Source organism: Mycobacterium sp. VKM Ac-1816D, from assembly GCF_000416385.1.
GTDB lineage: Bacteria > Actinomycetota > Actinomycetes > Mycobacteriales > Mycobacteriaceae > Mycobacterium > Mycobacterium neoaurum_A.
Genome location: NZ_AOHQ01000137.1, coordinates 230,640 through 244,786, shown reverse-complemented (window position 1 = coordinate 244,786; position 14,147 = coordinate 230,640). Strand labels below are relative to the sequence as shown.

Here is a 14,147-nt window from a genome sequence, read left to right as displayed (position 1 = left end):
TGTGGGGCATGGCTCAGCCGGCCCCGAGCGAACCCGGGATCTCGCGGGCGGCGCGTTCACCGGCGATATGGGCTCGCTCGATCCCGGACTGCGTCAGGTAGTCCTGTGGACTCAGGCTCGACGGGCAGATCGCCACGAGCATGTAGAATTTAACAGCAATTCGAAAAAGTGCCGAACCGTCGAGGGGCCTGCGTCAGCCGGCGAGCGCGCGTAACGCCGTGAAACTGTCGTTGTCGACGATCTGTTGTGCGGCCCTGGCCGCCATCGCGGCGAACATCCGGTCCCCGCGTTCGGACTTCTGTACCCCCAGCGAGACCGGAATGCACAGCACCAGGCCGTACAGAGCGTGTGCACGATATTCCAGCCAGCACCGTGCGAAGTCGTAGTCGGTGACGCCGAGGGCCACCAACCGCCGGTGATATTCGGTGACCAGCGCGCGTTCGTGCTCGGCCCGCGCGGCCTCCGCCATCGACGTGCCCAGGAGATACGACACATCGATCACGCCGGGTGCGGCCGCCACGCTCTGCCAGTCGACGACGGCGATCGAGGTGTGCCCGCCCTGCGCGTCGAACAGGAGATTGTCCAGGCGGAAGTCCCCGTGCCAGAGGCACCGCAGCTCTGCCAGCGTTGCCAACCATGCCGGCACATCCCGGGCCAGCTGCCGGGCCGCCTCGACGTGCTCGGATCCCAGGTGGGAACCGAAACGCTCCAGCCACGGGTCGATGATCGCAGGAAGCGTGCCGGCCAGGGCATTCCACACCGTTACGGCGCCGAGCCAGGGGTGCTCGGCCAGCCGAGCGTGCCCCCACGAGCCTGCGTGCAGTGCGGCAGCCTGAGCCAGCGCGAGATCCGCCTCATCGGCGGTGCAGCCGCCGATCTGCTCGACAGTCCGTGCCGGACCCATGTCTTCGAGAAGCAGCACGAAGGTACCGAGGTCGTCGGCGATGTGGGCGGCGAAGCACCGTGGTGCGCGCACGGTGGTCACATCGATGAGGTGCCGGTAGAACAACACCTCGCGCTGGTAGGCGCCGGTACCGATCGCCATCTGGCGGCTGGCGGGGTCGGTGCTGGACACCTTGGCGATCACGGTGTCCGGAGCGCCTGCCGGGCGCACCGCGTAGTCGAGTGTCAACCGATAACTGCTGGCCATCTGGCCGGTCCCGACCGGTGTGGCGTCCAGCGTGGCGACCTCGACGGTGTGCCATCCGGGCACATCGGCGAGCAGCGCCGATACCACCGTTGGGCTGAAATGGTCGACGGTGTGGGGGATGACGGTCATATCGTCTCCTTCTGTGACGGTGGGTGAACGGGTCGGGTCACGGAACCATGACGGCTCGCGGCGCCAGCACCCGGCGCAGGAACGCCTTCTGGTGTGCGGTGACGCGATCATGGTGTGCCGCACCGGGGTAGACGTCGAAGTGGTCACACGGGTAGTGATGCACGGTGGCGCGGGCCCGGGTGGCGGCCGACGTCGCGGCTCCCGGGGGCGCGCTACGGTCACCATCGGCGATCTGCATCAGCACCGGACACGCGATGCGGATGGCGCCGGCACCCGGCCGATACATCCCGATCCGCAGGAGCACCCGCGCCGCGATGGCATTGCGCCAGGTGGGCCCGGCGATCGCCTGCATACCGTCCACCGCGCCGGGGGCGCACAGTGCAGCGGGCTCACCGGAGTGTCCGACGATCGGCGCGAGTACCGCTGGTCGGTGGCGCAGTGCGGCCACTTGGTCGGCGAGCCCGATCCGTAACAGCCGCATGACGTGGCCGGGTCCGTGCGCTCCGAGCATCGTCCGCACCGCCGCAGCACCGTCCACCGCGGGTGTCAGGCTGATGACGCCGGCGATCCGGTGATCCTCGGCAGCGACCCGCAACACGTGTCCGCCGGACAGCGAGACACCCCACACCACGATCCGGTCCGGGTCCACCCCGGACAGTGACCTGGCATGACCGACGGCATGATGGTAGTCCTGGATCTGTCGTTGCAGGTGCACGAGTTGCCTTGGCTCACCGGAGGATCCGGCGAAGTGGCGGTAGTCGAAGGCGATCACGTCGGCGCCCGCGGCCACCAGTGCCGCCGCGAAGCCGTCGAGGCCGCAGTCCCGGGTGGCACCGACGCCATGCGCCATCACGATGCACGGACGCCCGTGGGTGTCGGTCAGGTCATCGCTGTCGGCGTGGTGGTGCTCGGCCGCCAGATGTCCGCCGTCGGGTGTGTCGATACGGATCTGCTGTGCGGTGCTCAACGGGAACTCCGATCGATCGTGGAGGTCGGTTCGCCGTAAATCGCGTTGACCCAGATGTGCTCCAGGGCCGCGTGGACCGACTCGGCGCTCGCCAGCCCGGTGCCGCGCAGATGGCGTTCCAGCGTCAGCGCATTCAGCGATATGAGTGAGTGGGCCAGTTCGCGTGACGGGATCGGTGCCGTGGATCGGTGCTCGTCGATATAACCGGCGACGAAGTCTTCGTAGCGCCGCAGCCATGCTTCCCAGATCTCGCGCGTCTCCGGATCGGCATCGCGGGCGTCGAGCATCGCGAGGAATCGCCGGCGCTGGGTCACCCAAGATTGCACAGCCAGGTGCAGTGATTCCGACAGATTGACCCGCGGGTCTCCAGGCCTGCTGATGACCCTGCTGGCCTCGTCGATCTGGGTATCGAAGATCTCGCCCAGCAGATGGGTCACCGCTTCGTTCTTACTGCTGAAATAGAAGTAGAACGCAGAACGCGCCAAGCCGGCCTCCTCGGCCACCGCGGCGACCGAGATATCGGCCAACGATTGGTGTTCCAGGTGCTCGGCCAGCACCGCCAACAGTCGATGGCGCCGGTGCTCGCCACGTGGTTGAGGCCTGCCGGGATTGCGCCGGCGGGTGGCCTTGGCCGCGTCAGCTGGCACGAGGGGAGGCCGCGGGTGCCCGACCGGTGAGTATCACCGGTCCGTATTTGGCTGCCCGCCGCGCCCCGGCGGGCAGCTCCCGGGTGCGCATATTGCGTTCGTAGTCGAAGTAGTCCACCTGCTGGGTGTGCCGGGGCTTGTCGGAGAAGTGTCCGATGTACTTGCGCTCGTCGGCGGCGATGGTCTTGTGCATCTCGGCGATGGACGGCGGCCGATACGTCCCGGCCAGATATGCCGACGCGAGCCGGGCCTGGCATTCGACGAAGGGGAACAACGTGGGCAGTGCCTGGGCGAAGCCGACGAAGATCAGATCATCGAGGCCCGGCTTGAGCATGCGCTTGTACAGGGGCAGATGGTTGTTCGGAGCGCTGAGGAAGTCCGGGTCGAAGAACGGGAAGGTGATGTTGTACCCGGTGGCGTAGATCAGCACGTCGGCCTGCACCGACGTCCCGTCGACGAAGTGCACCGTGTCACCGTCGAGTCGTTCGATGTTGACCTTGGCGGTCGCGTCACCGGCGCCCAGCCGCATGAGCAACTCGGCGGACTGCGTCGGGTGGGCCTCCAGAAAGTGATGATTCGGCGTGGGCAAGCCGTAGTTTTCGGGGTTGCCGAACAACCAGCGCGCCACCGGACGCATGGCGCGACGTTGCCAGGACAGCGGAATCACCGGCAGCGTGCGTGCGATCTTGTCGGCGGTCATGCCGAAGATGTACTTCGGTACCACCCAGGCGCCCGATCGCGTCGACAGGTACACCGTGTTCTGCCAAGACTTCTGGGAAAGCTCGGAGACCAGATCGGCCGCCGAGTTGCCGATCCCCACGACCACGATGCGCTTGCCCTTCAGGTCGAGCGGCTCGGTGGGGTCGATATAGGCGTGAGAGTGGATGATCTCTCCGGTGAACTCCCCGGGGAAATCCGGGAAACGCGGATCCCAGTGATGACCGTTGGCGACCACGAGCGCGTCGTAGGTGCCGCTTCTCCCGTCGCTGGTATCGATGCGCCACCCGCCGCCGGGAAAGCGGTGGGCCCGGGTGACCGAGGTGTTGAATTGAATGTGCTCGCGCAGACCGAACGCGTCGGTGTAGTCGTCGAGATAGTCCTTGATCTGGGAGTGGTGCGGATAGTCGGGCAGGCTCGGGTCCATCGGAAAATCTTTGAAGCACAGTAGATCTCGAGAGGTATCGATGTGCAGGGAGCGGTACGCGCTGGAGTGCCCGTTGGGGTTGCGAAACGCCCAGTTTCCCCCCACTCGGTCAGAGGATTCGAAGCAGTCGTAGCTGACACCGGCGTCGGCGAGGTTCTTCGCGGTGGTCAGACCGCTGATGCCGGCGCCGATGATGGCCGTACGGGGTGTGTTCTGCATTGCACTCCTGATCCGATGTGGCATGGCTCACGCTCGGTCACCGACGCTAGCCTCAAAAACTGACAAGAGTCAACATTTGGTGCCCAGAATCTAGTGAAAAGTCGAAAATGGCGAGAGGGTGCGGATCCGGTGTGTTCGACACCGTGCCGTGGACATCCGCTGCGCACCCGGCCGATCGGGCGGGTGGCAGCCGCCGGACCCCGGTCGACGATGGCGCCGAAAAGGTGTTCTTTGAGTAGGTTTGGCGCTTCGCGCATTGGTGATCCGATCTGCTCGACCGGCACTTCGGGCATAACCTTGTCGAGGTTGACCGCGGAGGACTATCTTTTAATCCAAATTAAAACTTCTGCAAGGTGGTGTGCTTTGTCGCGTCGAATTCAAGTGATCTGTGCGTGGTGCGGTCCGGCCACGGTGATCGTCGCCTTCATCGGCTGGCTGATCGCCGGCGTACTGCCGATTCCGTTGGGATCATCGAGCACCACCGAAGAGGTGGTGAGCTTCTACGCCAATGACACCCGGGTGCTGTTCGGTCTGGTGATCGCCCAGCTGGGCGTATGTCTGGTTTTTCCGCTGATCGCGCTGATCGGCTATCGGATGTTGCGCATGGAGGGGCGCTATCCGATCCTGGCGCTGATCCAATTGGTGACCGGGGCGGCCACCGGGGTTCTGCTCTTGCTGCCGATGCTGTTGATGGCGGTCATCGCCTTCCGTCCCGATCGCAATCCGGAGATCACCGTGACGCTCAACGACATCTGCTGGTTGTTGTTCATCACCCCGATCGCTCCGTTCATCATCCAGAACATCGCCATCGGCACCGCGATTCTTCGGGACCGGAACCGCACCCTGCCGCGTTGGGTCGGATACACGAACTTCTGGATCGCCGCATCATTCCTGCCGGACCCCCTGGCATTCTTCTTCCACGGCGGGCCGTTCTCCTGGCGCGGCATCTTCATCTTCTGGCTTGCATTGACGTCGTACAGCATCTTCTTGATCGTGATGGGCGTCGTCTTGCGCGCCGCGGCGCTGCGCGAGGACTCCGCCGGGGAGGCGCTGGTCGAGTCCGCCCCGGGGGAGGCGATTTCGAGCCGGTATCGGGCATGATCGGTGCGAAATTGAAGTTTTCATCGAAAACTCGAACTGGTCTATCTGCGGTCGACACTCGAGCGCCCGCTATCGACGGTCCGGCATGTTTACCGGTCTGTACAGGGTAAATGTCGCACTGCGGCTGCCGTTTGGCGAAACCATAGGTTGACTTATGGTGACCCAAGTGTGACGATGGCCTCACCTTCAGGTCCGGTCCGGACAACGTTTTGAATCAAACATAAATTAAGGAGAACGATGGGGTTCGCCAGCTCTGACGAAGTTGTCAAGTACATCGGCGGGATCTTCGACGAGGCCTTCGCCGACCCGGAGATCGGTCCGAAACTGGTCGACACCGGGCTCGTCGTGGCTTTCGACTTCACCGATCCCGACGCGGTCGTCGTGATCGACATGGCCAACAAGGCGGTGCGTTCGGGTGTCGACGGGGGAGCCGAGCCCATGGCGACCATGTCGATGACAGCCGAAACCGGCAATGCCTACTGGCAGGGGAAGGTGAACCTGCCGCTGGCCATGGCGAAGAAGAAGATCAAGGTCGAGGGCAATGTCGCCAGCCTCCTCAAACTGGCGCCGTTGGGTAAGAAGCTCTACGGCCCGTATGTCGAACGGCTCAAGGCCGACGGCCGCGAAGACCTGCTGGCCTGACCGATGTTCCCCGGAGTTCACGCCAAGACCGATCCCGACAAGCCTGCGGTGATCATGGCCGAGACCGGCCAGACGCTCACCTATCACGAGCTGGATCAGCGCTCCGCAGCGATCGCCGCAGCCCTTCGCGACCTCGGGCTGCGGCGCGGAGATGTGATCGCGCTGCTGTCCGACAACGTCCTGGAGGCATTTGAGATCTACTGGGCGGCAATACGATCAGGTTTGTACATCACCGCGGTCAACTGGCATCTGGCCGCCGACGAGGCCGCCTACATTGTCAACGACTGCGGTGCTCGGGTGTTGTTCGCCTCGGCCGGGGTCGGTGAGCTGGCTCGCGAGATCGTCTCAGCCACCTCCGGGGTCGGTCATCGATTCGGCCTCGGCGGCGATATCGACGGACACCGCAACTACACCGAACTGATCGAGCCCGGCCGCAACGGGCTGGCTGATCAGCCTCGCGGGGCGGAGATGCTGTACTCCTCCGGCACCACCGGCCGCCCGAAAGGTGTGAAGCCGGTGTTGCTGGATCTGCAGGTCGACCAGCCGGGAGAACCGCTGGTGGGTATGCTCGCCCACGGCTTCGGCTTGACTGCCGACGACCGCTATCTGTCTCCCGCGCCCATCTACCATGCCGCACCGTTGAAATGGTGTGGCGGGATCCATGCGCTCGGCGGCACGGTGGTGCTCATGGAGCGGTTCGACGCCGTCAAGGCGCTGGCGGCCATCGAGCAGTACCGCATCACCGCCACCCAGATGGTGCCGACGATGCTCATCCGGATGCTCCAATTGTCATCCGAGGAGCGTGACCGCTTCGATGTGTCGTCGCTGCGGGTGGCGGTCCACGCCGCCGCACCATGCCCGCCGGACGTCAAAGAGGCCATGATCGACTGGTGGGGGCCGAAACTCGTGGAGTACTACGGGGCCACCGAGGGGCATGGGGTGACGGTGGTGACGTCCCAGCAATGGGTCGACAAGCGCGGCACGGTGGGTCGCGCAGCGCTGGGCACCCTGCACATCTGTGACGACGAAGGCACGGAGTTGGCGCCCGGACAGGTCGGCACCGTGTATTTCGAACGCGAGCTGGCGCCCTTCGAATACCACAACGACCCGGAGAAGACGGCTGCAGCGCGACATCCGCAGCACGACAACTGGTCCACCGTGGGCGATATGGGCTACGTCGACGAGGACGGCTTTCTGTTCCTGACCGACCGCAAGGCATTCATGATCATCTCCGGCGGGGTGAACATCTATCCCCAGGAGATCGAGAACGTGTTCGCGCTGCATCCCAAGGTGGGCGATGTCGCCGTGATCGGCGTCCCGGATCCCGAGATGGGTGAACAGGTCAAGGCCGTTGTCCAGCTGCGCGATCCGGACCAAGCGGGTGACGACCTCGCGGCCGAGCTGATCGGCTATGTCCGCGATCGGATCGCGCATTACAAGGCACCCAAGACCGTCGATTTCGTCGAGGAACTGCCCCGACTGGCAACCGGCAAGCTGGCCAAACGCAAACTTCTCGACCAATACCTGGAGGTCCGGCAATGAGTGCGCCCACTCCGACCGCGCGTGCGTTCGACCCGGTGAGCATCTCCTCGCTGGATTTCTGGGCGTCCACCGCGCAGGAACGGGAGAAGTCTTTCCAGATCCTGCGCGACGAACGGCCGCTGAGCTGGCACCGCCCGATCGAGGGCGGCCTGATGGAGGCCGAGATCGACGGGCTGTGGGCGGTGACCCGCAACGAGGACATCGCCTATGTCAGCAAGAATCCGGCCCTGTTCTGTTCCGGTCAGGGTGTGATGATCGAAGCCGTTCCCGAAGACCTTCTGGACGCAGCTCAGTCCTTTCTGGCCATGGACGGTGCTGCGCACTCCACGTTGCGTCGCTTGATCAGTTCGGTGTTCACGCCGCGGCAGGTGGCCAAGATTCGAGATCAGGTGCGCCTGCAAGCCGCCACGATCGTCACCGACCTGTTGGCCACCGACAGCGGTGATTTCGTAGAGCAGGTCTCCAAACGCCTACCGATGTGGACCATCTACGAGATGGTGGGTTTGCCCGAGGAGTTCCGCGACGAGGCCGCCCATCATGCCGATGGCATGGTGTCGTGGGCAGACCCCGATGTCGCCGCCGGCCGAGAGCCCGGTGAGGTGCTCAACGAGTCGCTGGTGGGGCTGTTGTCCATGGGGCTGGAACTCGCCGAGCGCAGGCGTATCGAGCCGACCTCGGATCTGATGTCGCTACTGGTGCAGGCCGAGGTCGATGGTCGCAGGCTCACCGATGAGGAACTCGGAGCCTTCTTCGTCCTGCTCTCGGTCGCCGGGAACGACACCACCCGCAACACGGTCACCCTGACCACCTTGGCGCTGCAGGAGTTTCCCGAGCAGCGTGCCTTGTTGCAGAACGATTTCGACACCCATATCGCCCGTGGGATCGAAGAGTTCGTCCGTTGGGCGACCCCGGTGATGACCTTTCGGCGGACGGCGACCCAGGACACCGAACTCTGCGGGCACGAGGTCAAGCAAGGCGACTGGGTGCTGTTGATCTACTCGTCGGGGAACCGCGATCCCCGTGCATTCGTGGATCCGCACCGCTTCGACATCACCCGTGAGCCCAACGCACACGTGGGATTCGGTGGCGGTGGCCCACATTTCTGCATGGGCGCGTTCTTGGCCAAGATGCAGCTGGAATCGCTGTTCCGGGAGTTGATCTTCCGTGCACCGAACCTGCGGGTCGGTCAACCGGAGTATCTCACCGGCAACTTCGTACACGCCGTCAAATCCCTTCCCTACAGCCTGGATTGATCAGAGGAACACATGTCCGAATTCAGCGGTAAACATTTTGTCGTGACCGGCGCCGCGTCGGGGATCGGCCACGAGGTCGCCGAGCAACTGCTCGCGGCCGGCGCCTCGGTGACCAGCCTGGACCGCAACCGGCCGACCGCGGCCGTCACCCGCCACATCGAGGTCGACCTGGCCAACCCGCGCAGTATCGACGCGGCCCTCGAATCGCTGGAGGGACCTTACGACGGTCTGATGAATGTGGCAGGTATTCCCGGCACCGCCCCGGCCGATACCGTGCTTGCGGTCAACAGTCTTGCCGTGCGCCACCTGACCGAGGCGTTCTTCGAGCGACTGGTGCCCGGTGGTTCGGTCACCGTGGTGTCCTCGACGGCGGGCTTCGGTTGGCCCGAACGCCTCGATGCCATCCGGGATCTGTTGGCCACCGAGACATTCGAAGAGGGAGCCGCGTGGTTCAAGGCTCACCCGCAGCAGGGCAACGCCTACAACTTCTCCAAGGAAGTCACCACGGTCTATGCCCAGTCGATGGGTTTGGCGCTGGCACAGATGGGATTGCGCATCAATGCGGTGTTGCCGGGCCCGGTCGAAACACCCATCCTCGCCGACTTCGAAGAGTCGATGGGCAAGGACACCCTCGACGGGGTCAAGGACCTATTGGGACGCCACGCTCAGCCTGCCGACGTCGCCGCTGTCGTGTGTTTCCTGGCCTCTGACGCGGCACGGTGGGTCAACGGCCAGGCCCTGGCGGCGGACGGCGGTATCAGCGGCGCGGTGGCCACCGGTGTCGTCCCGAAGCCCGAGATCTGAGTCGGCGCCATGACATCGATGTCTCCTACGACACCCTCGACGACGATCGGGGAACCGGTGTCCGAGAACGCCGGCGGTGAACGCGCCGAGTTGCACCGGGTCTTCCGCACCGGACGGACCCGTGGGCTGCAGTGGCGGCTGGACCAGTTGGCCGCGATCGAGGCGCTGTGTGACGAGCAGGAGCCGGCGATCGCCGCGGCGCTGGCCGAGGATCTCGGAAGGCCGCCGGTGGAAGCCTGGCTCGGCGATATCGCGTCGACCAAGGGCGAGGCGGCGTACGCCCGCAAACACCTCAAGAAGTGGATGCGCCGGCAGCGCCAGCCGTTGCCGTTGGCACAACGACCCGGACGTGGCTGGGTGCAGTACGACCCGCTGGGCAGCGTGCTGGTGATCGGACCGTGGAACTATCCGTTCTACCTGAGCATGGGTCCGCTGGTCGCCGCGGTTGCCGCGGGCAACTGCGCACTTCTCAAGCCCTCCGAACTGGCACCGGCCACCTCGGCCCTGCTTGCCGACCTGGTGCCGAAGTATCTCGACAGCCAGGCGGTGCGGGTCGTCGAGGGTGACGGTGCGACCACCCAGCGGCTTATCGCGCAGGGCTATGACCATGTGCTGTTCACCGGCGGCACCGAGATAGGTCGCAAGATCATGGCCGCGGCTGCCCCGACGCTGACCCCGGTGACACTGGAGTTGGGCGGCAAGAGCCCGGTGATCGTCACCTCGGATGCGGATCTCGACGTCACCGCTCGGCGCATCGCGTGGGTGAAATTGATGAACTCCGGGCAGACCTGTATCGCGCCGGACTATGTCCTTGCCGAGCGTTCGGTGGTGGATACCCTGACCGCCAAGATCGTCGAGAACATGGCGGTGTTCCGGGCGCAGGAGGCCTCGACGGGTCAGCGCATCGTCAATCGTCGTCAGTTCGACCGGTTGCGCGGTCTGGTCGAATCCACCTCGGGCACGATCGTCACCGGCGGCGGGTGCGTCGAAGCCGAACTGCGTATCGAACCCACCGTCATCCGTGATCCCGCGCCCAACGATGCGGTGATGGCCGACGAGATCTTCGGTCCGATTCTGCCCGTCCTGGGGGTCGAGAACACCGCGGCAGCAATCGAATTCATCAACGCGCGGCCAAAGCCGCTGGCCTTGTATGTATTCACCGGCTCGAACCGACTCGGCGAGGACCTGATCGACGCGATTCCCTCGGGTGGCGCGGTGATCAACCATGTGGCCATGCACTGTCTGGTACCGCAACTGCCGTTCGGCGGCGTGGGGGCCAGCGGTATCGGCCAGTACCACGGGCGTTGGGGATTCGAGGCGCTCAGTCATCGCAGGGCGGTGCTGGCCAAGAGCGCCAAACCCGACCTGGCGCTCACCTACCCGCCCTACACCGATCGCGCGATCAAGATCATGAGGAGGTTGTTCTGATGGGAGTACGGGTCGACGGCTCCAGGTGTTCGGGCATCGGCATGTGTGAGATGACCGCGCCGGACGTCTTCGAAATCGGCGACGACGGGCAGGCACATGTGATCGGGGATCCGGATGGGAACCGGGAGCTGACCGCAGAGGCCATCTCCAATTGCCCCACCAGCGCGCTGTCGTTCGACGACTAGCCCGGCGCGGCAACATCTTCAGCGATCGAGTACCCGAGGAGAATCGATGACCTTCGTCATCACCCAGAACTGCTGCACCGATGCCAGCTGTGTTCCGGTCTGTCCGGCCGACTGCATCCGCCCGGCGCCGGACACCGCCGGGACCGCAGCGCCGATGCTCTACATCGATCCCGCCAGTTGCGTGGATTGCGGTGCGTGTGTGGCGGTCTGCCCGGTCGGCGCGATCTATCACGAAGATGACCTGCCGGAGTCCCAACTGCGATTCAAGACCATCAACGCCGACTACTTCGCCGGCACGCCGCTGGACATCCGGGCCACACCCGCACGGTGGTCACCGACACCGGTCGGCCGCGATGCGTTACGGGTGGCGGTCGTCGGTGCCGGTCCCGCGGCGTGCTACGCGGTGGCCGATCTGACCCGCAGCCCCGGCGTGCGCGTCGACGTCTTCGATCGTCTACCCACCCCCTATGGGCTGGTCCGCTTCGGCGTGGCCCCCGACCACCAGCACACCAAGGACATCACCTCGGTGTTCGACACCGCGCTGTCCGGGCCCAGCGTGCAGTGCTATTTCAACGTCTGTGTCGGTACCGACGTCACCCACGAACAGCTGACGGCGTCCTATGACGCGGTGATCTATGCGACCGGCGCCACCCGCAGTCGCGAGCTCGGCATTCCCGGCGAGCGGCTACCCGGCAGCGTTGCCGCCGCCGATTTCGTCAACTGGTACAACGGCCATCCCGATCACGCCGAGGCGACGTTCCCGCTGGACTCGGAGCGGGCAGTGATCATCGGCAACGGCAATGTCGCGCTGGACGTCGCACGGATCCTCGTCCTGGACGAGGCAACCCTGCGCGCGACCGATATTGCCGAGCATGCGCTGAACGAGCTGCGCCGCAGCGCGGTTCGCGAGGTCGTGATCCTGGCTCGCCGTGGTGCCGGGGCGGGCGCGTTCTCGGTCGGCGAGCTGATGGCGCTCGGTTCCCTGCCCGATGTCGACATCGTCGTCGAGGGCGCCCTCGGTGAGCGGCCGGACGATCACGAGGGGGCGCTGAAGTTCGATATCGTCGGCGAGTACGCCACGCGTCCGACCGTCGCCGGTCGTCGCCGCATCGTGCTCCGGTTCGGTGCCCGACCGTTGCAGGTGAGCGGAACCGAGCGGGTCGAGGCGTTGGTCATCGAGGACGGCGATGAGACCAGCACGATCGAGACGTCGATGGTGTTGCGTGCCATCGGGTATCGATCGGCACCGGTGCCCGGCCTGCCGTCCGACCCGGAGACCGGGGTGGTGTCCAACCACGCGGGACGGGTGACCTCCGACGATGCGCCCGTGCCGGGGCTGTATGTCACCGGCTGGGTCAAGCGCGGCCCGCGTGGTGTCATCGGGACCAATCGACTGTGCGCTCGGGAGACGGTGGAAAGCCTGTTGGCCGATGCCGCCGCCGGACGGCTGCCGACGCCGACGGCGCAGCCGGAGGCGATCCGCGCCCGCCTCGGCGAGCAGGGGGTTCCGGTCGTCGACTGGTCGGGTTGGCGTCTGATCGACGATGCCGAACGGGCGCAGGGATCGGTCGCCGATCGGCCACGGGTCAAGGTCGTCGACCGCGCCGCGCTGCTCACCGCGGCCGGCGTGGCCGGTTAGCCGGCCGCCACCGGTGCACACGTCTGATCTTGCCGGCCTGCTGGCGCTCCTGCCGACCGGCCGCGGGCCCGTCATCGCGCTCGGTGACGGGGTGGGCGCGCTCGGCTGTCTTGCCGAGAACACCGAAACGATCGGTGCGGTACTGAGCGACTACGCGGCGAACACCGGCGGTGTGACCCTCGTCCTCGGGTGGAGCCCTGTTGCTCCGCAAGATGTTTCGGCAGGCGCCTTCGCGCGGATCGTGACGCTGATGCCGGGCTGGGGCGTCCGCGGTCTACTGCCACACCCCGCCACCTGTGCCATCCCGACCAGTCTTGCCGCGATTCCGGGACTGTTGACCGGGCCGCTACGTCCCGATGTCCTGATCACCCGAATGACCCACCGCGGTGGTGCCGTGCACTTCTGCACCGAGGTGTCATGGCAGCAGGCGCTGGTCGATGCCGGTGTGCCGGTATGGGCGGTGCTCGACGATGCCGCACCGGCGGCCAGCGCCGAATCCGGGCTGCCATTGGACGCGGTGTCGGTGGTGGGCCGGGCTGGTGACATGCCGGCACGTGTGGCCCCGCGGGCGCCCGAGCCGTTACACGAGGAACTGGCCGACCGGGTCCTGGCGCTGATCCCCGAGGGAGCCCGGGTGCAGTACGGTCCCGGACAGTTGGGCACCGCACTGCTGCAACGCGGTCGCACGCCCATGGCGGTCGACACCGGGCTGTTGACCGATGCGGTGATCGATCTGGAGCGCCGTGGGCTGCTCATCGGCGAACCGTCGGCTACGTATCTGTTCGGCGACCGAGCCCTCTATGACTGGGCCGATGGACGGCCCATCCTGCGCGGTATCGGGCACAGCCACGACATCACCAGATTGTCCCGTGGCAGACCTTTTTTCGCGGTCAACACCGCCATCGAGATCGATCCGTTCGGTCAGGTCAACGTCGAGGGTGTGGGCGACAAGATCGTCGGTGGCATCGGGGGACACCCCGACTACTGCGCAGCCGCGCGGCTGCATCCGCACGGGCTGTCGATCATCGCGGTCGGTTCCGGGTTCGGCGGGCGCTGCACCTTGGTGGACACGCTGAGCAGGCCCGCGTCGACACCGGCCCATGACATCGAGGTGATCGTCACCGAGACCGGGCATGCGGATCTGCGTACCGCGGACTGGGGGCAGCGACGTGCCCTGATCGAGAAACTCTTCGACCGGTCGCGCTGACCGTCGGTGCCGCCCACACAGACCACGGCACCCCCGCCTCGACAACGAAGTCGGAGCGGGGGTGCCGGTTCAGTCGGGGAGTCGGACGAG

At 65.6% G+C, this 14,147-nt stretch carries 14 protein-coding genes; 9 read left to right on the top strand and 5 right to left on the bottom strand.

What is annotated here, in order from left to right; genetic code table 11:
* Positions 1-13: 13 nt before the first annotated feature.
* Genes G154_RS27300 through G154_RS16310 form a run of 5 tightly spaced genes read right to left on the bottom strand, consistent with a single transcriptional unit; the run spans position 14 to position 4,256 of the window.
* Positions 14-142, bottom strand: a complete 129-nt coding sequence (locus G154_RS27300; protein ID WP_019509858.1) for a hypothetical protein — start codon at positions 140-142, stop codon at positions 14-16.
* Positions 143-193: 51 nt separating this feature from the next.
* Positions 194-1,279 (bottom strand): phosphotransferase, encoded by a 1,086-nt coding sequence (locus G154_RS16325; RefSeq protein ID WP_019509859.1) that lies wholly within the window; start codon positions 1,277-1,279, stop codon positions 194-196.
* Positions 1,280-1,316: 37 nt separating this feature from the next.
* Entirely contained in the window at positions 1,317-2,246 is a 930-nt protein-coding gene (locus tag G154_RS16320) for an alpha/beta hydrolase (RefSeq protein ID WP_019509860.1), read from the bottom strand.
* On the bottom strand, positions 2,243-2,893 hold the full coding sequence (locus G154_RS16315; protein WP_023985885.1) for a TetR/AcrR family transcriptional regulator: 651 nt from the start codon (positions 2,891-2,893) through the stop codon (positions 2,243-2,245). Before G154_RS16315 ends, G154_RS16320 begins: the two co-directional genes overlap by 4 nt.
* Positions 2,883-4,256, bottom strand: coding sequence for an NAD(P)/FAD-dependent oxidoreductase (locus G154_RS16310; protein WP_019509862.1), 1,374 nt, complete (start codon positions 4,254-4,256; stop codon positions 2,883-2,885). The genes G154_RS16315 and G154_RS16310 overlap by 11 nt, the downstream gene beginning before the upstream one ends.
* Positions 4,257-4,619: 363 nt before the next feature.
* Here G154_RS16310 and G154_RS16305 point away from each other — a divergent pair, with 363 nt between their 5' ends.
* The 9 genes from G154_RS16305 to G154_RS16265 all read left to right on the top strand — a co-directional run bounded on the left by G154_RS16305 (position 4,620) and on the right by G154_RS16265 (position 14,057).
* Entirely contained in the window at positions 4,620-5,357 is a 738-nt protein-coding gene (locus tag G154_RS16305; RefSeq protein WP_131701305.1) for a hypothetical protein, read from the top strand.
* A gap of 237 nt (positions 5,358-5,594) precedes the next feature.
* A complete protein-coding gene (locus tag G154_RS16300) occupies positions 5,595-5,999 on the top strand; it encodes an SCP2 sterol-binding domain-containing protein (protein ID WP_019509865.1) in 405 nt (134 codons plus the stop codon).
* 3 nt (positions 6,000-6,002) lie between these two features.
* Entirely contained in the window at positions 6,003-7,541 is a 1,539-nt protein-coding gene (locus tag G154_RS16295) for an acyl-CoA synthetase (protein ID WP_019509866.1), read from the top strand.
* Positions 7,538-8,794, top strand: coding sequence for a cytochrome P450 (locus G154_RS16290; RefSeq protein WP_019509867.1), 1,257 nt, complete (start codon positions 7,538-7,540; stop codon positions 8,792-8,794). Before G154_RS16295 ends, G154_RS16290 begins: the two co-directional genes overlap by 4 nt.
* A 12-nt stretch (positions 8,795-8,806) precedes the next feature.
* On the top strand, positions 8,807-9,598 hold the full coding sequence (locus tag G154_RS16285) for a coniferyl-alcohol dehydrogenase (protein ID WP_019509868.1): 792 nt from the start codon (positions 8,807-8,809) through the stop codon (positions 9,596-9,598).
* A gap of 9 nt (positions 9,599-9,607) precedes the next feature.
* Complete coding sequence (locus G154_RS16280; protein ID WP_110807189.1) at positions 9,608-11,026, top strand: aldehyde dehydrogenase family protein; 1,419 nt, start codon at positions 9,608-9,610, stop codon at positions 11,024-11,026.
* Complete coding sequence (locus tag G154_RS16275; protein ID WP_019509870.1) at positions 11,026-11,211, top strand: ferredoxin; 186 nt, start codon at positions 11,026-11,028, stop codon at positions 11,209-11,211. Before G154_RS16280 ends, G154_RS16275 begins: the two co-directional genes overlap by 1 nt.
* Before the next feature lie 46 nt (positions 11,212-11,257).
* Positions 11,258-12,850, top strand: a complete 1,593-nt coding sequence (locus tag G154_RS16270) for an FAD-dependent oxidoreductase (RefSeq protein ID WP_019509871.1) — start codon at positions 11,258-11,260, stop codon at positions 12,848-12,850.
* Positions 12,851-12,863: 13 nt separating this feature from the next.
* Entirely contained in the window at positions 12,864-14,057 is a 1,194-nt protein-coding gene (locus tag G154_RS16265; RefSeq protein ID WP_019509872.1) for an acetyl-CoA hydrolase/transferase C-terminal domain-containing protein, read from the top strand.
* Positions 14,058-14,147: the final 90 nt, after the last annotated feature.

What these genes read in the sequence shown, in the direction of transcription:
- G154_RS27300 (WP_019509858.1), bottom strand. Translation starts at nt 142, where the DNA reads ATGCTCGTGGCGATCTGCCCGTCGAGCCTGAGTCCACAGGACTACCTG.
- G154_RS16325 (WP_019509859.1), bottom strand. Translation starts at nt 1,279, where the DNA reads ATGACCGTCATCCCCCACACCGTCGACCATTTCAGCCCAACGGTGGTA.
- G154_RS16310 (WP_019509862.1), bottom strand. Translation starts at nt 4,256, where the DNA reads ATGCAGAACACACCCCGTACGGCCATCATCGGCGCCGGCATCAGCGGT.
- G154_RS16300 (WP_019509865.1), top strand. Translation starts at nt 5,595, where the DNA reads ATGGGGTTCGCCAGCTCTGACGAAGTTGTCAAGTACATCGGCGGGATC.
- G154_RS16295 (WP_019509866.1), top strand. Translation starts at nt 6,003, where the DNA reads ATGTTCCCCGGAGTTCACGCCAAGACCGATCCCGACAAGCCTGCGGTG.
- G154_RS16290 (WP_019509867.1), top strand. Translation starts at nt 7,538, where the DNA reads ATGAGTGCGCCCACTCCGACCGCGCGTGCGTTCGACCCGGTGAGCATC.
- G154_RS16285 (WP_019509868.1), top strand. Translation starts at nt 8,807, where the DNA reads ATGTCCGAATTCAGCGGTAAACATTTTGTCGTGACCGGCGCCGCGTCG.
- G154_RS16280 (WP_110807189.1), top strand. Translation starts at nt 9,608, where the DNA reads ATGACATCGATGTCTCCTACGACACCCTCGACGACGATCGGGGAACCG.
- G154_RS16275 (WP_019509870.1), top strand. Translation starts at nt 11,026, where the DNA reads ATGGGAGTACGGGTCGACGGCTCCAGGTGTTCGGGCATCGGCATGTGT.
- G154_RS16270 (WP_019509871.1), top strand. Translation starts at nt 11,258, where the DNA reads ATGACCTTCGTCATCACCCAGAACTGCTGCACCGATGCCAGCTGTGTT.